The sequence below is a fragment of the Streptomyces sp. NRRL S-340 genome (assembly GCF_000720185.1).
Taxonomy (GTDB): domain Bacteria; phylum Actinomycetota; class Actinomycetes; order Streptomycetales; family Streptomycetaceae; genus Streptomyces.
Map to the genome: position 1 here is coordinate 18,079 of NZ_JOIY01000003.1, position 20,605 is coordinate 38,683.

18 protein-coding genes and 6 pseudogenes are annotated in these 20,605 nt (G+C 69.4%); 11 read left to right on the forward strand and 13 right to left on the reverse strand.

The window, feature by feature from the left end:
* Positions 1 to 25 precede the first annotated feature (25 nt).
* Positions 26 to 1,069, reverse strand: a pseudogene (locus IG64_RS43175) (IS30 family transposase); the annotation flags it as partial.
* Between the two features lie 383 nt (positions 1,070 to 1,452).
* Positions 1,453 to 1,887, reverse strand: coding sequence for a MarR family winged helix-turn-helix transcriptional regulator (locus IG64_RS02370; protein ID WP_037851380.1), 435 nt, complete (start codon positions 1,885 to 1,887; stop codon positions 1,453 to 1,455).
* 108 nt (positions 1,888 to 1,995) lie between these two features.
* On the opposite strand from IG64_RS02370, the gene IG64_RS02375 reads away from it, so the two are divergent.
* Positions 1,996 to 2,910 carry an alpha/beta hydrolase gene (locus IG64_RS02375; protein ID WP_037851382.1) on the forward strand — a complete coding sequence of 305 codons (915 nt, stop codon included), beginning with the start codon at positions 1,996 to 1,998 and terminating at the stop codon, positions 2,908 to 2,910.
* Positions 2,911 to 2,918: 8 nt separating this feature from the next.
* A pseudogene (locus tag IG64_RS38210) lies at positions 2,919 to 3,293 on the forward strand (PPOX class F420-dependent oxidoreductase); the annotation flags it as partial.
* A gap of 102 nt (positions 3,294 to 3,395) precedes the next feature.
* Here the strand turns inward: IG64_RS38210 and IG64_RS43180 are convergent.
* A pseudogene (locus tag IG64_RS43180) lies at positions 3,396 to 6,092 on the reverse strand (Tn3 family transposase); the annotation flags it as partial.
* A gap of 1,133 nt (positions 6,093 to 7,225) precedes the next feature.
* Entirely contained in the window at positions 7,226 to 8,092 is an 867-nt protein-coding gene (locus tag IG64_RS02395; protein ID WP_037851386.1) for an SDR family oxidoreductase, read from the reverse strand.
* 120 nt (positions 8,093 to 8,212) lie between these two features.
* Here IG64_RS02395 and IG64_RS38220 point away from each other — a divergent pair, with 120 nt between their 5' ends.
* Positions 8,213 to 8,629, forward strand: a complete 417-nt coding sequence (locus IG64_RS38220; protein ID WP_078883735.1) for a winged helix-turn-helix transcriptional regulator — start codon at positions 8,213 to 8,215, stop codon at positions 8,627 to 8,629.
* Here the strand turns inward: IG64_RS38220 and IG64_RS43185 are convergent, their stop codons facing one another.
* A complete protein-coding gene (locus IG64_RS43185) occupies positions 8,630 to 9,226 on the reverse strand; it encodes a transposase (protein ID WP_078883736.1) in 597 nt (198 codons plus the stop codon).
* 118 nt (positions 9,227 to 9,344) lie between these two features.
* Between IG64_RS43185 and IG64_RS02400 the strand changes: the two genes are divergently transcribed.
* The 4 genes and pseudogenes from IG64_RS02400 (at position 9,345) to IG64_RS43025 (ending at position 12,584) form a co-directional block, all read left to right on the forward strand.
* A complete protein-coding gene (locus tag IG64_RS02400; protein WP_037851388.1) occupies positions 9,345 to 9,944 on the forward strand; it encodes a hypothetical protein in 600 nt (199 codons plus the stop codon).
* 441 nt (positions 9,945 to 10,385) lie between these two features.
* Positions 10,386 to 10,618: pseudogene (locus IG64_RS43020) on the forward strand (IS630 family transposase); the annotation flags it as partial.
* Positions 10,619 to 10,890: 272 nt separating this feature from the next.
* On the forward strand, positions 10,891 to 11,316 hold the full coding sequence (locus IG64_RS02415) for a VOC family protein (RefSeq protein ID WP_037851392.1): 426 nt from the start codon (positions 10,891 to 10,893) through the stop codon (positions 11,314 to 11,316).
* A gap of 227 nt (positions 11,317 to 11,543) precedes the next feature.
* Positions 11,544 to 12,584: pseudogene (locus IG64_RS43025) on the forward strand (helix-turn-helix domain-containing protein).
* A 156-nt stretch (positions 12,585 to 12,740) separates the two neighbouring features.
* Here the strand turns inward: IG64_RS43025 and IG64_RS40995 are convergent.
* Complete coding sequence (locus IG64_RS40995; RefSeq protein ID WP_158771452.1) at positions 12,741 to 13,199, reverse strand: hypothetical protein; 459 nt, start codon at positions 13,197 to 13,199, stop codon at positions 12,741 to 12,743.
* Complete coding sequence (locus tag IG64_RS02425; protein WP_037851394.1) at positions 13,087 to 13,686, reverse strand: hypothetical protein; 600 nt, start codon at positions 13,684 to 13,686, stop codon at positions 13,087 to 13,089. The genes IG64_RS40995 and IG64_RS02425 overlap by 113 nt, the downstream gene beginning before the upstream one ends.
* Positions 13,687 to 13,732: 46 nt before the next feature.
* Between IG64_RS02425 and IG64_RS38240 the strand changes: the two genes are divergently transcribed.
* Positions 13,733 to 13,882 carry a hypothetical protein gene (locus IG64_RS38240; RefSeq protein ID WP_199811488.1) on the forward strand — a complete coding sequence of 50 codons (150 nt, stop codon included), beginning with the start codon at positions 13,733 to 13,735 and terminating at the stop codon, positions 13,880 to 13,882.
* Between the two features lie 123 nt (positions 13,883 to 14,005).
* Here the strand turns inward: IG64_RS38240 and IG64_RS02430 are convergent, their stop codons facing one another.
* The 3 genes from IG64_RS02430 to IG64_RS02440 all read right to left on the reverse strand — a co-directional run bounded on the left by IG64_RS02430 (position 14,006) and on the right by IG64_RS02440 (position 16,245).
* The gene (locus IG64_RS02430; protein WP_037851395.1) at positions 14,006 to 14,497 is read right to left on the reverse strand and encodes an RICIN domain-containing protein; all 492 of its coding nucleotides are present in this window, start codon (positions 14,495 to 14,497) and stop codon (positions 14,006 to 14,008) included.
* 100 nt (positions 14,498 to 14,597) lie between these two features.
* Positions 14,598 to 15,083, reverse strand: coding sequence for an RICIN domain-containing protein (locus IG64_RS02435; RefSeq protein ID WP_158771454.1), 486 nt, complete (start codon positions 15,081 to 15,083; stop codon positions 14,598 to 14,600).
* Between the two features lie 199 nt (positions 15,084 to 15,282).
* Entirely contained in the window at positions 15,283 to 16,245 is a 963-nt protein-coding gene (locus tag IG64_RS02440; RefSeq protein ID WP_051812277.1) for a response regulator transcription factor, read from the reverse strand.
* A gap of 278 nt (positions 16,246 to 16,523) precedes the next feature.
* On the opposite strand from IG64_RS02440, the gene IG64_RS02445 reads away from it, so the two are divergent.
* The 3 genes from IG64_RS02445 to IG64_RS02455 all read left to right on the forward strand — a co-directional run bounded on the left by IG64_RS02445 (position 16,524) and on the right by IG64_RS02455 (position 17,753).
* A complete protein-coding gene (locus IG64_RS02445) occupies positions 16,524 to 16,712 on the forward strand; it encodes a hypothetical protein (protein ID WP_037851398.1) in 189 nt (62 codons plus the stop codon).
* A gap of 174 nt (positions 16,713 to 16,886) precedes the next feature.
* Positions 16,887 to 17,390 (forward strand): hypothetical protein, encoded by a 504-nt coding sequence (locus tag IG64_RS37415; protein ID WP_051812279.1) that lies wholly within the window; start codon positions 16,887 to 16,889, stop codon positions 17,388 to 17,390.
* A gap of 138 nt (positions 17,391 to 17,528) precedes the next feature.
* The gene (locus IG64_RS02455) at positions 17,529 to 17,753 is read left to right on the forward strand and encodes a hypothetical protein (protein ID WP_037851401.1); all 225 of its coding nucleotides are present in this window, start codon (positions 17,529 to 17,531) and stop codon (positions 17,751 to 17,753) included.
* Positions 17,754 to 17,765: 12 nt separating this feature from the next.
* On the opposite strand, the gene IG64_RS02460 is transcribed toward IG64_RS02455, so the two are convergent.
* The 3 genes and pseudogenes from IG64_RS02460 to IG64_RS02475 all read right to left on the reverse strand — a co-directional run bounded on the left by IG64_RS02460 (position 17,766) and on the right by IG64_RS02475 (position 20,586).
* Positions 17,766 to 18,155, reverse strand: coding sequence for a hypothetical protein (locus IG64_RS02460; protein WP_037851402.1), 390 nt, complete (start codon positions 18,153 to 18,155; stop codon positions 17,766 to 17,768).
* A gap of 1,006 nt (positions 18,156 to 19,161) precedes the next feature.
* Positions 19,162 to 19,397 (reverse strand): annotated as a pseudogene (locus IG64_RS02465) (hypothetical protein).
* A 1,018-nt stretch (positions 19,398 to 20,415) separates the two neighbouring features.
* Complete coding sequence (locus tag IG64_RS02475) at positions 20,416 to 20,586, reverse strand: hypothetical protein (RefSeq protein ID WP_234438361.1); 171 nt, start codon at positions 20,584 to 20,586, stop codon at positions 20,416 to 20,418.
* Between the last annotated feature and the right edge of the window lie 19 nt (positions 20,587 to 20,605).

The window sequence follows — 20,605 nt, forward strand, 5'->3', positions numbered from 1 at the left end:
GCTGGCCGCCTGTCGTCAAACGATTGAGGTCCGCGCCTGTGGGCAGGTACTGCCGAAGCAGGCGTCGGCAGCCGGTTGGTGTTCTCGTTGGTGCCGCGCTGCCACGGGCCGCGCGGCTTGCAGAGATAGATCGGCATCCCGGTGTCGGCGGTGATGGCCTGGTGCTCGGCCATCTCCCGGCCCCGGTCCCAGGTGAGTGTTCGTCGTAGCTGGGGCGGGATGCCGAGGAGACCCCTGGTGAGGTGCGGAGTGACCTGCTCAGCCTTGACGCCGTCGGGCAGCACGACGATGGCCGTGTAACGACTGGTGCGCTCGACGAACTTGGCGACGGCCGAGGGCCGGGTGCCCATCACGAGGTCGCCCTCCCAGTGACCGGGAACCTTGCGGTCCTCGACCTCGGCGGGGCATGCGGTGATGGACACCATGCCGCGGATGATGCCTCGCCCGGTGGGCCGGCGGGCGATCTTCGGACGGCGCATGGGCCGACCGGACCGCAGGCGCTGGGTGAGGCTGCGGTCGATCGCCTGGCGCCGACGAGGGTCGTAGAGCGAGAGGTAGATCGCTTCGTGCGAGATCTGCATGGAGGCGTCACCAGGGAACTGCCGTCGCAGCCATCCTGCAATCTGCTCGGGTGACCAGCACAGGGCCAGCTTGGCTTCCACCAGGGCGCGAAGAGCGGACCGTTGGGCGAGCTTGGCCCGCTTGGGCCGGCACCCACGCACGTAGGCGGGGCCGCATCGGCCGAGGCGGCTCGGTAGCGGTCACGGCCGCCGTTGCGGGCGATCTCGCGGGAGACGGTCGAAGGCGATCGGCCCAGCCGCTTGGCCAACTGCCGAGCCGATTCCCCGGCGGCGATGCCGCGAGATATCTCCTCACGCTCGCCGCCACTTAGATGCCGCTCTGACCGCGTTTGCGGGGTGAGGCGGACCCCGCCGCTCTGGTACAGGAAGCGACGGGCGTGCTGCATTGGCGCCCCGAGTGGCCGCCCGATCAAGCTGAACGACTGCCCCTCATGCCAGCGTCTCCAGATCTCGTCCTGCTGAGCTGGCGAAAACCCGTAGTCACGCACCTGTGCCTCGACAGGAACACCCTCGGCGGCACCTGCCAGAAATACCTGCCAGTCCGTCGATGAAGCGCAGAGCGCCGCAATGCGGGATGACGAGCGAGGCGGCCAGCGCATCCGTGAGGGACTCGCCCGGGGGCTTGGCGAGGCCAGTCACCGGCGGTCGGGGCTGGAACTGGCACCGTTGGCAGCAGTGGGACTCCTGGCAGGAAACGGGGCTCGTGACGTTCCCGAACCATCCCGGTGAGCCTCAGCATGTGCGCGCGGAATGCCAGTGCACCTGGCACGGCCAGGCGCGACTGGTGGGCAAGGATCCTGCGACCGCCGCAGCCGTGGTCAGGGCCGACTGGGACAAGCGCATCGCAGCAGCAGAGCATCGGACAGACGAATCACTCGCGCATACTGCCTGACGCGGGCGAGGCGAGCATCGCTTTGAGGATGCGTTGCAGCTCAACGCGGTCCTGGGGGGTGACCCTCGCCAGCCTGCGGTCGTACTCCGCCGCGAGGGCTGCAAGTGCTCGATCGCGTGCTTGCGTGCCCTCAGCGGTGAGTACGAGCCGATGGCGCCGCAAGTCTGCCTCGTCGATCTCGCGGCGGACAAAGCCCTTGGTGACGAGGTTGCGAACGTAGACCGTCACGCTCGCTTTGGGCAGCAGCAGCGCTGTCGCGATCTCGGCCGGGTACGGCGATGTCTCCACCTCGGCCAGGACGAAGAACTCCTTCGTCTCCAACCCGAGCTCGGCCAGCTCCCGTGTGCAGGCATCCATCACGACGCCCAGCAGCCGCTGGTTCAGCGTCCACAGCTGCGCCCCGTCGACTGACATTACGATCCTCCATCCATGTGGTACAGTTTCGTATTAGTTCCAGATCGTACAAGATATCACCTTGTACTGGACTCCTGTGGAACAACAATCCCACGAAGGAAGCCAGGCGTGCTTCAACACCTCACGATCCCGCGCGGTCCCATCAACCTCGCTGCGGACCTCCACCTGCCCGACAACGCCGACAGCAGCGCACCGCTGCGCGCCGTGGTGCTCGCCACCCCGGGCAGCAGCGTGAAGGAGCAGATCGGTACCAACTACGCCTCCCGTCTCGCCGCCCGCGGCATCGCGGCGCTCGTCCTCGACCCCGCCCATCAGGGCCAGAGCGAGGGCGAGCCCCGCGACCTCGAAGACCCCTACCGCCGCGGTGAGGACATCTCCTACGCCATCGACGCGCTCGCGACGATCCCCGGCATCGATCCGCAGCGCATCGGCGTCCTCGGCATCTGCGCCGGCGGGGGCTACGCCGTGCACACCGCCCGCACGGACCACCGCATCAAGGCGGTCGGCACGGTCGTCCCCGTCAACATCGGCGCCGCGTTCCGCAGCTTCTCCCCCGACGGTCCGGCCGCAGCACTCGACGCCCTCGCGGACGCACGGACCGAAGAGGCCCGCTCCGGCGAGACGACCCGCGTGAACTGGCTGCCCGACACTCTTGAGGACGCCGCGTCAGCGGGCCTGACCGACATCGACACCACTCAGGCCGTCACCTACTACCGCACCGAGCGCGGCGGCAACGAACACTCCACGAACCGGCGCCTCCTGCGCAGCGACTCCCTCCTGCTGGGCTACGACGCGTTCCACCTGGCCGATCAGCTCATGACCCAGCCACTGCAGGTCATCCTCGCCGGACGCATCGGCAACACCGGCTCCTACGACATGGGCATGCAGCTGTGGAAGCTGGCCCCCAACCCCGTCGACCTCATGGTGATCGACGGCGCCGGCCACTACGAGATGTACGACGAACCCGCATACGTCGACGCCGCTGTCGAACGACTCATCAGCTTCTACGCGAACAACCTGTGACTGCGGGCATGGACGACGCCTCACTGGACCGGCTCGGTACGGGCAAGTGTCTGCTGGTCATCAGCTACCGCAGGAACGGCACCCCGGTCGCCACCCCCGTCTGGGTGGTGCGTGACGGCGACGCGCTCGGCGTCTGGACGGCCGCGGACTCCTGGAAGATCAAGCGGATCCGGGCCCGCGCCGATGCCCTCGTCGGCCCCTGCGATCTGCGCGGCACTTTGACGGGCGACCAGGTTTCCGCCACCGCCGAGACCTGCGACGCCGCCACCACGGCCCGCTATCGGCAGCTCATCGCCCGCAAGTACGGCATCATCGGCCGCCTCAGCCTCCTCGGCAGCCGACTGCGCCGAGGTGAGGCCGGAACGCTCGGCATCCGGGTGACGCCGACGCCGCGACACGCATGCGGAGCGCGGCGAGTGCATGCTGGTCACTGTCGAGCGCCGAGTGGACCTCTGCCGCCGTCCGGTTGTCGCGGACCGCTGCGACTACTCGTCCTCGCCGTCCTCCTCCCCCTTGGCCTCCGCCGGGTCGCGCAGGGGCCGCAGCGCTCCGCCGGCCGGGCCAGAGCCGCGGAAGCTGTAGCGGCCCAGGACATGCAGGTTGGCGTGCTTGAGTGGGGAGAGCCGGGCGACGTCCTCGTCCAGGACGTCGTGCTCGCGCTGGTCGGCGGGCAGGGCCCGCTGCTGCCCGACGGCGGCGTCCAGGTAGCGGGTGGTCCACAGCACCGCGGCGTTCAGCACCAGGCCGAGCGCGCCAAGCTGGTCCTCCTGCCCCGACCTGTACGCCTGCATGATCTGCCCGCGCTTGCCGTGGCAGATGTCCCGGGCGAGCTTGTGCCGGGACTCCTGGACGGTGAGCTGTCGGTTCATCTGCCGCCGGTAGGTGTCGTCCACCGGGTCGACCATCCGCAGCAGGTGCAGCGTCTTGGCGATCCGCCCGTACTCGGCGAATGCGGTGCCCAGCGGGGTGGGGCGACCCTCGCGGCCGAACATCCGCAGCAGGTCGTAGGCACGGACCTGACCGGTCGCCAGGGAGCCGGCCACCCGCAGCATGTCGGGCCAGTGGGTGACTACCTTGGCGAGGTTGACCCGGTTGCGGGCCAGCGGCTCCAGCGGCCCGTAATCACTGGTGGCCACCCCAGGCAGCTCAGCCCGCCAGAACCGCTGGTCGGCCAGGTCCCGAAAGCGCGGCGAGAAATTGTGGCCCTGCATCGAGAACAGCCCGAAAACCATGTCGGAGTAGGACGCGTTGTCGGTGGCCACCATCTCCGGGCGGGCGCTGGCGTCCAGGTTCAGCAGGGTGTCCAGGATGAACAGCGAGTCGCGCGGGGTGCCGGGCACCACCATCTGCCCGATCCCGGCGACCTGGTCGTTCACCGCGTTCAATCAGGTGATCCCGAGCTTGAAGTGGTAGTACTGCGGCGACGGCCCGGCGCTGATCGTGCGCTTCGGCACCACGAACCGCAGCCCGTCCACCGAGGCGAGCAGGCCCTCGCCCCAGTGCGCGAAGATCGGCACCCGGCCCTGGGCGGTGATCAGCGCGGCGTTCGCGGCGGCGATCGTGTCGGCCCGCAGGTGGTGCTGGTCCACGTGCGCCAGCCGGGCCCTCGTCAGCGCTTCGTCGTCCGCGTCGATGACCGGGGTGTAGCCGATGTTGCACGCCTCGGCGACCAGCAGCGCCACCAGCGAGGTCTTCGCCCGCTCCATCCGGGGCCGGCCGCCGTCCAGGTGCACGAAGGCGGCCAGGAAACCGGTCCAGGAGTTCACCTCGAACAGCAGGTCCGGCAGCTCGGTCCGCGGCAGCATCGCCGCGGTGGTCCGGCGCAGCCACCACAGCGACTTCGACTCCCCGAGTGCGCCGAGCCGGTCCACGTTCAGCCTCAACCGGCCGTTCGCTGCACCTCGAAGGACAGCTTCGCGTCCTGCCCGGCCTCCTCCAGCCGCTCGGCCATCAGCCGCCAGGCCGCGTCCAGCGCGCCGACCCGCTCGGCCAGGTGCTCGGCCACCGGCTGATCCAGGCTCAGGCCGTGCAGCACGTCGGCCTGCACCGCCTCCCACTGCGGCCCGTCCAGCAGCCGCGCCCGCGGGTTGGGCCAGCGGACGGACAGGGAGGCGAACACGTCCCGGCGCCCGAGCGCCTTGTAGAGCTGCTCCAGCACGCACACCACGTAGGCGTCGCGGTCCACCGCCCCCTGCGGCAGCTCGGGGTTGGAGAAGACCGCCTTCTTCCACGCCGGCGGTACCGGCTTCTGGTCGATCTCGCGCGGCAGCAGCGGCTTGGCCTTCACCTTGCGCCGGGCCAGCGCCGGCAGCCGCTTGACCGCCTCCAGCACCCGCCGCCCGCCGGAAGCCGCACCGAGCGCGCTCGACTCCCCGAGCAGCGACAGGAACGGGCGCACCGTGTTGTAGCGGCCGGCCAGCGCACGGCGCATCTCCGCCTCGGCCTCGTCGTCGCCCGGTGGCAGCAACTCGTCCAGCAGCCTCGCGGCGGCCTCGACCTCCGCGCGCGGACCCACCTCCTCTTCCAGGGCCCGGTACATCACCGCCGCGTCCAGGTCGGCGCCCGCCTCGGCGACCAGGTCCCGCTGCCCGCTCCACAGCCGGTACGCCGCCCGCACGGTGCGCGACGCCTTCGCCAGCCCGGGCCGGGAGGCCAGCCAGTCCTTGTCCGTGGCCCCGCTTCGCCGCGTTCAGCAGCTTGATCTGCATCAGCAGCACGAACACGTCCAGCGCGTCGTCGATCGCGGACGCCTCCAGGTGCCGCACCACCGAGGCCAGCAGCGCGGTGCGCTTCGGCTCCGGGGTGCGCTGAAGGATCGGCGCCTTCGACCCCAGCCCAACCCGGGCCAGCGTCGCCAGCCGGTTCGGCGGCACCTTGTCCACCTTCACCCGGCCCAGCCGGAACGCGGAGATCTCCTCCACCCGCTCCAGCGCCTTGGCCATGCTGGTGCCGGTCGTGCGCGTCGGCGGCCGGCGCAGCCGCTCCAGCTCCGACACCCGCCGGCCCTCCGGCACCTCCAGCAGCGCCACCAGCTCCCCAGGCAGCGCGCCGTCCGCCCGCCGAGCCGCGTTGGCCACCGTGGCGTGCAGCCGCGTCTGCGCGACCTTGCGCACCGCGGCGACCTGCTTGGCCAGCACCGAGACGCCCGGCAGCAGCACCCGGTGGCGCCGCAGCCACCCGACCACCTGGTGCTGGTTGCAGTGGGCCGCTGCTTCAGGTGATCCGGCTGCCTTCGCACGTGCGGTCGTGTCGGGGGGCCCGGCCGGAGTGCGGCGGTTCGGCTCCGGCGGCGGGCCGGGGCACGCTGTGCGGGTGCGGTGTCACGACTGACGTTCACCGTGGCCGGCTGTCCACGTGAGCGTCGGAAGAACGGCGGCCGGCACACAGTGCACGATCGAAGAGGGCTGTGACGTCCTGGAGCTGCCGCGCGGCGCTGCTTTCCTCCCCCGGCCGGCTGTGCAAGGAGCCCGTGACGGTGGTCCTGCCGTCCGCAGTCGTGGCGGGCCACACCAGGTATCCGAATCCGTCGCCGCTGTGCCCCCAGTATCCGCCGCCGCAGGACAGCGGCGTCCGGTCCAGGCCGAGCCCGTCGCGCGTGCCTCCTGCCGTTCCTCACCGAGTGCCCGCAGCGCGCCGAGGCCCTGCGGCGGGACGGCGGCCAGGTGGTCTCATCCGTCCTCGCCGGCGACGCAACGCCGATCGCCCTGTCGATCCGGGGAACCCTGCATGGGCTCGTGGCTCTCGAACTGGCCGGGGCCCTCGACGCCACCACGGCCGACGCCGCGTTCCGCTCGACGATCCAGGCCGCGCTGCACAGATGGACGGCCCCGGAGTTGCTCCGCAGCCTTCGCCAAGCCGAACTCGCCCGGCGACAGGAGCATGGCCGGTATGCGGGCTCTCCCGAGCATGGGTGAAGCAGGGCTCCGTGGTGAGTGATGACCGGCATGCCGAGGTCAGCCGCTGCGACCGACCATCGTTCGGAGCTGTCCGCGGCTGCTGCGCTTGGCCATCGCTGCGGCAGAGCCGGCCCGAAGCCGTTCGACTCGGCTACGGAGTCTTCCGCGGACTGCACGGGAGCCGCCGGTCGGCGTCTTGCGGACGGATCGCCGCGAGGCGGCACCGGGACGGCGTTCGCCAGTGACCCACGGCATGAGGCGGGGCATGTGACGACCTGTCCGGGGAGGGTCGCCACACCTCCGGCGCCTCCGGCGCCGACCTCACCCGGGCCTGTGTGATCGCCGTGCGGGTCCTGTTCGACTACCCGTATCGGGGCGAAACGGGCGGCACATGGAACGCGTCATGACTGCCCGCCGGGTCACACGTCAATGATGTACTTGAACGCCGTTACGTGATCCGTGATGAAGGTTCGCAGGCTACGGGGATTACGTCCGGTGAGGGTGGTGACGTCATCGGACAGCCACGCGGCATCTCCTTCAGCGATCAGTCCGAAGACCTGGGCGTTGGAGGCGGCGACCGGCCCGGGAAGCCCAGCTCGGACCATGACCTCGCGATGCTGGTCGGGCGTGAGTCGGCGGTACTCGATCTCCTCGCCCAGGGCGCGGGTCAGCTCGGCGGCGACGTCGGCGTAGGTGACAAGTTCAGGCCCGGTCAGCAAGTAGGTGCGCCCCTCACGGCCCGCGGGGTCGGCTGCGACGGCCACCGCGGCTGCGGACACGTCACGTGAATCGATCATGCCGAACTGGCCGTCGCCGGCAGACATCACGAACCCGTGTGTCTGCTTGATCATCGGAGCCACGGAGAACAGGTTCTGCATGAGCAGGTTCGGGGCAAGCAGTGTGTATGTCAGGCCGCTCGCTGCGAGGTGAGCCTCGATGCGTGCGTGATCTCGGCGGCGGTCGACGGGGGAGTCGTCCGTCGCCTTGTGGTTCGTGATCTTGACGACGTGCTTTACAGCCCGGCGGACGGCACTGTCGATGGCCGCGATCTCCTGGGCGGGGACCGACGGGGTGATCAAGACAAGAGTGTCGACACCGGCCATCGCCGCGTCGAGTGTGTCGGGCCGGTCGAAATCGCCCACCGCGATCTCGACACCACTCCAACTACCGTCCTGCGGCGCACGCGCCGCATCCCGCACCAGCGCCCTCACGGGGAGACGCTCGCTATTCAGGAGCCGCACCGCCTCGGTACCGATCTTGCCCGTCGCTCCAGTCACCAAAATCATGGCACCTCCGTCATCAGCATCAAAGGGGTGGTCCACGCCGCAACGCGTCACAGCACCTCCAGCCTGCCCAGGTGCCGTATCGTTTGTGAAGTAGGCACCGTCTGGATATATAGGTACCTGATGGATACCGACTCGAAGATCACCTACTCGAAGGACTGCCCGTCGCGCACGGTTTTGAGTGTGCTGGCGAACAAGTGGTCGCTCTACGTTCTGGGCGTGCTGGGCCAGAACGACCGTCCGCTCCGTTTCACCGAACTGCGCCGACATGTCGAAGGCGTGACCCAGAAGTCCCTCACGCAGGCGCTCCGCAACCTCGAACGCGACGGCCTGATCAGCCGCACCGTCTACCCAACCGTCCCTCCACGGGTCGAGTACGCCCTCACCGGCCTCGGCCACGAAGCGGAAGCACTCACCACAGCCATCGCAGACTGGTCCCGGGCAAACGCAGCCCGCGTGCATGCAGCACGCGGTGCCTACGACGCTCGTACGGGACAGACAGGAGAGGCCGCTGTCACTCAGCGAGTCCGCGGTGGTTGATCAGGCTGGTGGCGATCGCGGTGAAGGCGAGGAAGCGCTCGGCCTTGCGTTCGTAGCGTCGGGACGGTCGCCCGCTGCCTGCCAGTCAGGACATGGTGCGCTCGACCACCCAGCGGGTTCATCGAGGATCACGCGAGGCAGCCGGGCCAGCACGCGGAGCTGCGACCACTGGGCGAACCTGCGGTGGACTGTCGACCACGCCGGACGGAGCACGTGCGGCAACTGCCGCCAGGAACAGCCAGTCGCCGCCGCGAACACGATCGGCGCCGGCACCTCACGATCACCGGCCCGCCGACGCCGTCGCCCTGCGGACGTACCACCACCCGCCCCGGCACCGCCCGCCGAAACAGATGCCCCACGGCTCTGCACGCAGACTCTTGTCGCCATGTCCGGCCCGGCGAGCTCGGCCCCGAGGGGGCTGTGGTAGGAACGCTTGAAGTGGGCAGCGTGGCCTGGAGGTGGGAGATGCACGAGCGGAACTGCGTGGGGAGAGCGCGTGCCCTGCAGCAGCGTGAGACAGCTCGACGCATGGTTGCGGATGCCCGTTGGATGCGCGCAGGTGCTCAGCGGGCCTTGGTCGCGGGCGAGCGAGTTCATGCGGACCAGAGGAAGATGTCTGCGACATGGAGTCCGGCCAAGTAGATGGTGGCCGTCTTAGCTCTGCGCCCCGGTCGTCAAACACCCAGGCGGCGCTTCAACTACACGGAGGTAGCCCATGGAGTGGGGAACTGTCGTCAGCGTTGCCGTCGGCGGGCTTATAGGCCTCAGCGGCGACACCATCGGAAGGATCGGCGCCCGTCGCCAGGCCCAGAGGGCCCGGCAGGAGTACTTGGAGGACGCGGAGGCGGCCCGGCGACGAGCCATCGAAGACGAGAGCAGGGCCGCCAAGGCAGACCGGGAGCGCAGCGCGGTCGAGAACATCCTGGGCGCCTACTTGGAACATCCCATCATGCTTCTCAACCAGCCGTCCGACGACACTGTGGAGAGCGCCACCAAGATATGCGCCACCCTGGGATTCGAGCAGTCGTTCTTGTTGGACAAAGAGCTACGCCTCCGCATCGCGGAAATCTGCTACCTCGTGGACATGGCCCTGTCCGACAGTGTGCCCGGATACTCCCTGCCGGAAGTTGCGTTCCTGTCCCGGAGCGAGACCCGCATGCTGATGGGGGCTTGGTCGAGGGGAGACGCTCTGCCTGATTCGATTGAGGGCTGGCGGCAAATTCGGCAGCTACGTCCCGACATCGAAGCCCAGTGGCAGGCAAAACTACGAGACAACGGTTCATCGATCGTTGTGCCCCCACTCTCCATCTACTGACGCGCGGGGGTCGCCCTACGAACCGGCGCAGGCCGACCGTGGGACTGGGGCCACAACCCAACCATCACGAGGCGGTCGCCTCGTGATGCCGAACACGACCGCGGCGTAAAAGCCGGGGGCGCCGATGGCGACGGTGACCGGCACAGCGAGCGCCGGGCAGCGGTGGACGGCGTAGCCGAAGCCGACGGCCAGGGCCAGGCCGACGAGGGCCAAGAGCAGCGCGACGAACAGCTGCTCCCCGCGGACGCGGAGAGGACAAGCTGTCCCGTGCGGGCCTGTCCCCGTGGTCCGGCTCACCTCCGCTCGCGCGGAGAGGACGTCACCGCGTGATAGAGATCCTTGGCATCGGCCGGCTCACCTCCGCTCACGCGGAGAGGACTCGGTGGCAACCGGCGCTTGGCGTCCATCGCTGGTCCGCCCAGCCGTGAGCCAGCGGACCACGCGACCTGGAGCCTGACCAAGCTGGCGGACTTCCTGGTCGCCGAGGGAGTGGTCGACGACATCAGCCATGAGGGCCTGCGCATCCCGCTCCGCGAGGAAGGTGTCCCTTTCAGCGCCTGAAGACCTGGGAGACCTCCCGCGGCCCTAACTACGCGGCCAAGCAGGCACGAGTGGAACACCTCCATACCATCGCCGACGGCGAGGTCATACCCGAGGACGATGAGCCCGAACTCGGACGTCCCGCCTGGCAGCCCTCCGGCCAGCCGGGTAGAACTCAGGCCGCCCGTCGGGCAACAGTATTTTTGGCATTGCCGTGACGCACAGTGAGGTAGTAACGTTGATCATGTGACTGCCGGGTCGGCCATAGACCATACACCAGTGAGGCACCCGGCCTCGGCGTGAGCACGAGGCGGGCAAGAGCCCCGCCTCTTCTCCTTGTCTTCCCTCCCAGCGCCCACACGCGGCGCTCCACAGCGGATCCCACAACTCGGAGACACGTCCACACATGTCACATTCCCAGCAGCACCAGCATGAACCCGAACTGCTGTCTACCGTCCAGCTGAACCACACCGCGGTCTACGCTACGGACCGGCAGTTGTCGGCCGAGTTCGTCGCCACAATCCTGGGTCTGAAGGTCGGCGCCCCTTTCGGGCCGTTCTTGCCCGTTGACTTGGGCAACGGCGTGACACTCGACTACTACGAGAAGCGCGACGAGCCGGTCCAGCCACAGCACTACGCGTTCCTCGTGCCCGACAAGCAATTCGGCACCATGATCACCCGCCTGGAAACGGTCGGGGTCACCTACTACGCCGACCCCAACCACACCGAGCCCGGCCAGATCAATCGCCTATTCGGCGGTCGCGGCGCCTACTTCGACGACCCGAACGGCCACAACATGGAGATCATGACTCGGCCATACGCCCGGCCGTAACAGGCCGCCGAGCGGGGTCAGGTCCTCCCCGCCCAACGACTCCCCAGCGCCCCGCCCGAACCAACGCCCGGGATACGCGAGGTAGCTGGGGAGTCGCTTGGCGTCGGTGTCCGCTCGCACTCAGTGGGCCGAATTCGCCAACAGCGCCGTAGCAGCGAACCTTCGCCCTGTTCTGACACACCGTCCGGAAGCTGTGCTGGACGACACGTTGCCGTCATCCTGTCAGGGTGGCGGAACGAGTGCGCGTACGCGAGATCGATGATGCCGAGGGCCAAAAGCTGTTGCAGGTCATCCGCAGGGGCACCGGGTCGGTGGTGACCTGGCGGCGGGCCCAGATGGTGCTGCTGTCCGCGCAGGGCATATGCCGGTGACGAGGATCGCTGAGGTGTCGTTCACTAGCGACGACCGGGTCCGGGACGTGATCCACAACTTCAACGCTGACGACTTCGCCTCGTTGTATCCGAAGTACTCCGGAGGCCGGCCGAAGACGTTCACATTGCCCGAGCGTCGTGAGATCAAGAAGATCGCGAAGTCCAAGCCAGCTGAGCACGACCTGCCGTTCTCGACCTGGAGCCTGACCAAGCTCGCGGACTTCCCGGTCGCCGAGGGGGTGGTCGACGACATCAGCCACGAGGGCCTGCGCATCCTGCTCCGCGAGGAAGGCGTTTCGTTTCAACGCATGAAGACCTGGAAGACCTCCCGCGACCCCGACTACGCGGCCAAGAAGGCACGGGTCGAGCACCTCTACGCGATCGCCGACGGCGAGGTCATACCCGAACAGGGCGAGCCCGACGTCATCTTCTGCATGGACGAATTCGGCCCGCTCAATCTCATGCCCCACCCCGTCCGGCAGTGGGCCGAACACGGCGGCAAGCACAAGGACCCCGACCGCGAACCACGCCACCGGCGCCGGGCCACCTACAACCGCTACGGCGGAGTTCGCCATACGCACTCCCTACCCGCCCTCGGTGCGGATCGCGATCGTGGCCGACAACTTCTCCCCGCACCTGACGACGAAGCGATGCCAGCGCGTCGGTGACTGGGCCACCGCGAACAACGTCGAGATCGCCTACACCCCTACCAACAGCTCCTGGCTCAACCGGATCGAGGCCCAGTTCACCGCCCTGCGCTACTTCACCCTCGACGGCACCGACCACACCACCCACAAAGAACAAGGCAGCATGATCCGCCGCTACATCATCTGGCGAAACCACCACGCCGACGACCGGCGCCTACGCGCCGTCGTCGACAGGGCGAACGTTGCCTGACACGGCACTAGAGACCCGCGGGGCCGGCGGCCCCCACGGCGGCGGACCGGCGCATGGGCAGGCGGCCGCGCCGCACGTACCGCGGGCCGCTCTTCCGGGTGGTGTTCCACCCGGAAGAGCGGCCCGTGATTTGGTTCCCGGTGCGCGGCCGCCGCGTCAGCACCCGAGCCCGGCCGGTGCGGCCTCTTTCCGGTCGGGTGCCGTGTCAGGAAGGGTCGCTGATGCCGTCGTCGCCGTTGAGTTCGCCGGGGTCGGCGGTGTAGGTACGGGGGCTGATCCTGTTGCCTCGTCCCGGACGAACAGTTCGATGTTGCCCCTCTTGCGGGAGACGGCCGCGGGGGCGTCGTCGGTGCCGATGACGCCGAGGTCGAGCCACTCGCTCCATGCCTGCCCATTACAGAAGCGGTGCAGGAGGTTGTGGTCCCAGCTCTTGGCGAACACGTCGAGCCGGTTGGGGCCCCAGGTCGAGACGGCGGGCCCGGACAGGAACCGGGAGCCGATCTCACGCCAGTTCTCCCAGGTGTTCCCGTTCTGGACGCGGTGGAAGAGCTTGATGGAGGAGGCGCCGCGGGCGACCAGGTCGAGCCGGTCGGTGCCCCAGGACGCGGCGCCCATCCGGCCTGCATCGTGGCACGATCGAGGCGTAGGGACCCCAAGAGCGGCTGCCCGGATACGTCGCCTGCAGAACGTTGTTGGTCGCGCCGAGGGTGAACAGGTCGATAGGGCTGTAGCTGTTGTTGCCGGCGTCGTTGGGTGGGGCGGCGGCCAGGCCGCCCCACGCCTCGAGGTTCTCGACCGTCTTGGTCCAGCCGCCCCAGCCGGAGCCCTCGGTGAAGTCCTTGCGGTAGGTGATCTGCTTGCCGCCCACCGCGTAGAGGGCGTAGGAGGTCGAGCGGATGGCGACGAGGGCCGGGTCGTAGGTCGAACTGCCGCCGAGGTCCTCCCAGTCGCCCCAGCCGCCCGTCTCGTCCCAGGACCGGAACCTGATCTCGTTCTTCGCTCCACGTCCCACCACGGCCATGTTCTCCGGGACGCGGGAGGCGGCGCTGGGCGCCGAGATGATGGGGCCCTCCAGCTCGTTCCAGTTGCTCCAGGTTCCCATGGCTTTCACGGCTCCTTGCTGTTCGGTCGGAAACGCCGGCCGCCCCGTGGCCGCCATGCACATCGCCCTGCACGCCGCCCACCGCACCCGCGAGGAATGCGTCTCCGTCCTCCTGCCCGCCCTGCGCCGCACCGCCGCCCGCATCGAGGCCGACCTCCGCACGGACACCCGCTTCACCCGCGTGCCCCTCACCTGACCGGGCCGTCCGGCGCGGCACCGGACACGGTCCCGGAAGGCCGCCGGGCATCGAGGAGCCCCGGCCGGCCGAGGGCGACCAGCCGGGGCGGCACGGCACGGCGAGCGGACGCCCGCCGCCTCGTCAGCCGGGGATCGACGTCGTCAGGTACCACTGCTGGTACGGATTGTCCGGGCCGTACTGGTTCAGGTACGCCTTCCCCTTGGCGTCCGAGTCCAGCGCGTTGCCTCCCGGGCTGATGAGGCGGAGCTTGCCGGAGACGAACACCTCGTCCCAGAGTTCGTTGGCGTCGATGTCGCACGGGCGCGTCTCCAGGAGGAGGGAGAAGGGCGTCGTCGGCTTCAGGCACCGGGCCGAGCTCGTGTTCTTGAGCTGGATCTTCCCGTTGACGACGTGGTACTCCCAGCGCTGGCTCGCCGCGGTGGTCGAACAGGACGAGGTATAGACGCCGCCGATGCCGTTGGCGTCGAGGCAGCGTCCGGTCTGGGCGTTCTGGAGCCGCCAGACACCGCCGCCGGGGCCGCCGGCCGCGTGGGCGGTCGCGGTGCCGGTCAGCAGCAGCGCGGCCGCTCCTGCGGTGGCGGCGACGCCGCCGAGAGCCTTCCGGATGTTCATGGCTTTATCTCCTCGGTGAGCGGGTGACGCTGGGTGCGGGAATCGGTGCGGGGGCTTCTCCGGCCCGCTCGGTGTTCGACGGTGCCGGGCCGGTGTGCCGTCACGCGCTCGTGGCGCTGGGGAGCCACTGCTGGTAGGGATTGTCCGGGCCGTACTCCTTGGCGTAGGCGTTGCCCTTGGCGTTCGAGTCCAGCGCCTTGTCGCTGAAGGGGTCGACGAACCGGTACGTGCCGTCGACCACCAATTCCCACCAGAGCGAGGCGTTGGCGCAGGCCGGAGCGGTTTCGAGCTGCTTGTCCTCCAGATTGAGGGGATTCACCCAGAGGCATCGGCGGGTGGCGACATTGCGGAGCAGTACCTTGCCGTCCTGAACCGCCCGCTGCCACTTCTGGTACGGGTTGTCCGCGCCGCAGGCCTTGGTGTACACGTTTCCCTTCGCGTCGGAGTCGAGGCAGAGTTTGGTGGATGCGTTCTTGTACTGCCAGACATCCCCGGCGGCGTGGGCGGCCGGGGCGGTACCCACGGTGAGCAGAATACTGGCCCCCGCGGTGACCAAAGCGCCCGCGAGCTTCGCGTGAGTATTCATACGACCTCTTTCTCGGGTGAATGGAAACATTGAATCCGCTGAATAGGTTGTCCCCGCGAACTAACGTTTCACTAATGCTCCACAGGGAGAACGAAAGGCGCTTCCGGGGCGAAGAAAACAGGCCCTGCGACACCCTGTGTCCGAATTCAGGACGCTGGCTCGGAATTACCCGTCCGCTCGGGCCGGATCGCTGACCCCCTCAGATCCAGCCGCGCTCCCGGGCGCGCAGCGCGGCCTGGAAGCGGTTGTCGGCGTCGAGCCTCGCCATGAGCCGGGCCACGTACTTGCGGTAGGTCCGCAGCGCCATGTTGAGCTGGCGGGCCCCGGTCTCGTCCTTGTCGACGAGGTAGAGGGTCTGGAGTATCTGCCGCTCGACCTCGGTGAGGGAGGGCAGGGCCTCCTCGGGGAGTTCCTGCGACGCCGCCCACATCCGTTCGAAGAGCGAGACCACCGTGCTCACGAGACCGGGCTCACGTGTCAGGAGCGCCCCGCGGGCCGTGTTCTGCGGGTCGATCGGAGTGAGCGCGACCGCCCGATCGCAGATGATCATGCGCTCGATGGGGTGCGGGGAGATACGGATCTCCGCGCCGCGGGCCACGAGTTCCCGCAGGTACACGAGGGTCGTCTCGTCCTGGAGGCAGGCCGACGCCATCAGCGTCCGCATCCGCACTCCCCGGCGCAGGATCCGCAGGTCGATCGGGCGGGAGATCTCGATCGACTCCGGGGTGAGCACCCCGACCGGGTTGGTCGTCAGGTTCTCCGTGCGCGCGAAGAAGGTCACCTCGTCGATGGCGCTCCGTACGGCCTCCAGACCCTCGATCTGCCGGACCGCCGGACCGCCCGGCCCGGCCGCGTCCGCTGAGGCGTCCACCGTGCTCAGGTGCTCGACCACCCCGGCGCTGCGGACGGACTCCTGGAGCTCGTCCTGGAACTGGCCCACCTGATGCTCGATCAGCCTCTCGACCGTCCGCTTCGGGGAGAGCGGCCGCAGACCGCCGGCCGGGGTGCGCACCGCGATGCCCAGCTCCAGCACCCGCGTGACCACGGCCGGATCGTGCCCGCCGGGGTCCTCGCGGTTTCTCAAAAGCGCCCGGTAGAGCTGCTCCTCCGGCTCGGAGACCCCCAGGAAACCGAGGGTGTTGGGGGCACCGTCCGGCTTCATCGCCACCACCGCGCAGTGACGCACCGGCCTGCGTACGAGGGCCGCGCGGCGGTGCGCCGGACCGCGCATGAGGGCCGCGCGGCGGCAGGGCCCCGCGGCGGGGGAGTGCAGGAAAGTGCACGGGAACAGGGTCGTTTGCTGCACGCCCGAGGCCCGCCAAAGGCCCCTCCCGGCGGGCAACATTCTCGGTGTGAGGGCGGCCCGCCAGAACGAGAACGGCGGGCCGGACCGAGCGAAACGAACCCGCCCAGCGACATCGCCCACCCAGGAGGAAACCCGTGAACCGCATCGCGGCCCGCATCGCGTCCGGCACCATCACCGCACTCCTGGTCGTGGGCGGTGCCGGAGTCGCCCAGGCCGACAGCACCGGCGCGGACGGGGTCAGGCAGCCGGCGAGCGCCACGCAGACCGCGGTGCCCGGTCACGAGGCCGCCCCCGTCTCCCCGCTGACCAACGACTGGGGATGACCGGACCGGGGTGACGGCGGCCGCTCCGACCGGCCCCCCGCCCCCCGGACCCGCCGGCGCCTGCGAGCCGTACCCCCCGGCAGGTCTTCCCAGACTTCTCGTTCCACTCTCCACCCCTCCACCCCTCGTACGCCGGGCATCCCCATGCCCGAAACCACCTCGAAGGAGCACACCATGTCGAAGAACCTCAAGCGCGCCGCCCTCACCGTCGTCGGCGCCGTCGCCGCCTCGGCCCTGCTGCTGCCCGCCACGGCCCAGGCCGCCACGCCGGCCGCCGCCGAAGCCCGGACCGCCACCCAGCAGGTGGGCACCATGGACTCCGGCTGGAAGCTCGACATCGCCGTCGACGCCATGGGCTACATCGGCCCGATCATCGGCAACGTCCTGAACGACATCCGCATGGAGAAGGACCGCTCCGGCTTCGTCCACCGGCAGCTGGACGACACCATGGCGGCGTACTCGGGCTACAACGTGATGATCATCAACGACAAGCTCGACTACTCCATGGACCTGCACGGCGTGGTCGCCAACGCCCGCGTCACCCAGGGCAGCGCCACCTACCGGGTGCTCGCCTTCCAGTCGGGCACGATCGTCAACCGCGGCGACGGCGGCTGGATCAACTGGGGCTTCGGCGGCTGGTTCACCCGCGACGGCGGCACGGTGGTCTTCACCAGCTGAGTCCAACCGCACCGTCCGACCTCCTGTATCCCACTCGGGCTTCGCCACCCACGCAGATGGGCCGGTCTCCTCACGGAAACCGGCCCATGCCGCGTCCACCCAGGGCCGCATGGCCCACGATCCGCAGGAGACAAGACCGTGGAGAACCAGGTCCGACTCACCGGGCCGTCCGAAGCCGCCCCCGAACTGGCCTGCTTGCGCGTCATCGCCCAGCTCCCGCCCCGCTGGTCCGTCCGGATCCTGGAATGCGGAACCGGATACGCGGTCCTCGGCCTGTGCGCGGACGCCTCGGCCGAGGAGGTCGCGGTGGAGATCGACGAGGCGATCACGGCGCTTCCCCTACGGGGCTGGAAGCGGAGCTGACCTGCGGACGCATCAGCTGAACTGGACGGTCACCGTCTGGTCGTTCCAGCTGCCGAGCTGGGGCTCCCAGCCCACGAGCAGCCTGTTCCCGTTCCGGTCCCGCAGCCCCATCTGACAGCCGCCCTCCATGTACTGCACGGAAGAGATGGTCCAGCGGTACTTCTCGGGCAGCGGGAACTGGTAGTCGGGGATGTCTTCCTTGTCGCTGTTGCAGGATTCCCCGCGGAACTCGATGCGCGACCCGGAGTAATTGCTGTCCACATAGGCGATTCCGAGGGTCTTCGTGCCGTGCCCCATGGTGAGCAGATCGTACCCGGGAGCCGTCGCCGCACTGGCCGGCGCGGCCACACCGACCGACAACGTGACAGCGGCGAGAACGCCCAGAACCTTCTTGTCCATCATGCAGAACCACCCTCGCGTAACCGAGCTCGACTGACGGCGAAAGCTATCCGGTCGACTCGCCCACCAGAAAGCCCACTCTCCTCGGAATGGCTTATTCCGCCCAGCCCTCGATCAATCATGACCGAATTCCACACCACGCCAATAAAACGTTAGCGAGACGTTAGCAACACCGGTCAAAATGACGGCTTTCGCTCAATTGAATTCCCGGCCCGAATTCAGGACCGCCACGGCCGTGCGCCTGCCACCAGGCCCCCTACCCAGGGCTTCGGCGTAGTCGCGTGAAGCGGACGGGTCGACCGGGCACTCAACTGCCCAGGTGGTGTGTGCCATGCGGTGGGCCCTAGTGGGTGCCCACGCTCCCGTGGCACCGACCGATGACGCAGGGCGGCTGCCGGCGGTGTGACGCGATGCGGTGGCCCGGACCTCCGCCAGGACAATGCCGGTGGCCGGGTCGCGGTGCACAGGCGCGTACAGGCCCCAGTCGGCGTCACCGACCGTGACCTAGCCGCCGGCCCACGGGGCGTCGGTGGGTCTCCGGCTCGCGCCCGGCGAGCGGGCCGCCCGCGAAGCGAACGATCACAGCAGTACCTCCATCCGGCTGGAGCGTCCCGCCTCACCCCTTGGTGGGACTCAGCGCCCGGAGAACAGCACCGAAGTACCGGCGACTTCCGTCCCGGCCCGGCCGCCGGGCCGTCGACGGGTGCGGCGCGGCGGCCCCGGCCGACGCGCAACCGGCTGAGTGCGCCCCGATCCCGGCCGCGGCCGCACCGCCCATCCCGCCCGTCCCTTACTCCTTCACTCCAGCCAGGAGACACGGGCAGAGCAGCCGCAACGGGGATGTCAGCGATCCGACCACGGCGAAATCGGCGTGGTGACCTGCGCGAACGCGGATGCGGTCCGTCGGGTCGCGCAACAGTAGGCGCAACCCCTGGTGCAACCTCCAGCGCAACAACCAGGCGCAACCCCTGTCACCACCCCGTGCTCCTGGTCGACCGAGGCGCCCGGGTCACGCGGCCCGGACGGCTCCCCGAGCGCGGACCATCTGGCGCAGCTCGGTACGCGCGGCCGGCACCGAGGGGGCGGTCTCCCAGTACGGGTGCCACCACAGCCGTACGGACAGGCTCAGCAGGCGGCGGCGAGGGCGGTGGTGTCGCGGGGGCGGGGCGCGGCGAGCGCGTCGTAGGTGGCGTTCCAGGCGGCTTGCGTCTGCACCAGGTCGTCGGGGAAGTCGATCGCGTCCATACCGGCATTAGATCTCTTGTTCGAATTCGGTGTCACATCAGACACGCCCCGACCGGGGCCGTGGTCGGGGTCAGGGTGGGCGTGGTCGGGGTCAGGGCGGGCGTGGTCGGCCTCATGGCCGGGCCTGCGGCCGGCCCCACCGCGGCGGTCCGGGCCGGTGTGGAGCAGTACCCGGGCGGGTGATTTTCCCTAGCGTACGCGGGCGCAGTCCTAGCGGCGTGCGCCCAACTTGCCTGTTTTCAGGGGGCATTGACATGTATTCGCGTGTTCTGTCATGTTCTGTTCCGCCGCTTCCGGCGAACGAGCGAGAGGTGATCTCATGCGACGAACCGAGTACGACGCGGGCCAGGCCGCCAAGCGCCTGAAGGTGCCCGCAGCGGCCTTCCGGTGGGCCCGGCACACCGGCCTCATCCCCGCCCCCGACGTGTCGTCCACCCGGTGGTCCCGGGCCGCTGTGGAGGCTCTGGACGCCGACGCCATCCGGGCCGCGATGTCGTCCCCGCCGATCGGCAGCGGCGCGGCGGCCGACAAGATCGCCGAGGCGCTCGGCACCCCGAACGTGATCGGCGAGAAGGCGAACGTCACGGCCTTTGTGGTACGGCGGTTCGTCGACCGCGGCCTCCTGGTCGACCTGAGCGCGAACCCCGAGGGGACGCCGCACCACCCCGGCCAGGTCGCGGAGGTCTGCCGCCGCGAGGACGTGGCGGACCTGGTCGCCGCCGACACCCCGCTCGGTCCCGAGCAGGCCGCCGCCCGCCTCCGGATCCGACGCGCCGATCGGGATCACATGGTCCGGCTCGGTTGGGTCCGCTCACCGCAGTCGATCGAGGTGCGCTACGGCACCAGCCGAGCCGGGGCCGTCGACGTCGCGCTCACACCACGGCATCCGTCGACGCGATCGTCCCCGCCCACCCCGAGGTCGACTGGAACCAGCTGCGCACGGTGGAGAAGGGCCGGCGCTCGCCGCTCGCCTCCCTGCGCCCGGCACCCGCCTGAGCGCCCCCGCGTCGGAACAGCACTACGAAGGTGCTCCCCCGGCCGCCGCGCCCCAGCCGCCCAGAAAGGCGGCCAGGGCGCGGCGTGGCTCTTCCTCGCGGGCGATCTGCCGGGCGAGGACGTCGCGGTCGACGTACGGGGCGACGGCGGCGAGGACCAGGCACTGGAGTTCGGCCGGCTCCAGCGCTTCCACCTCCCACTGCACCGGGCGG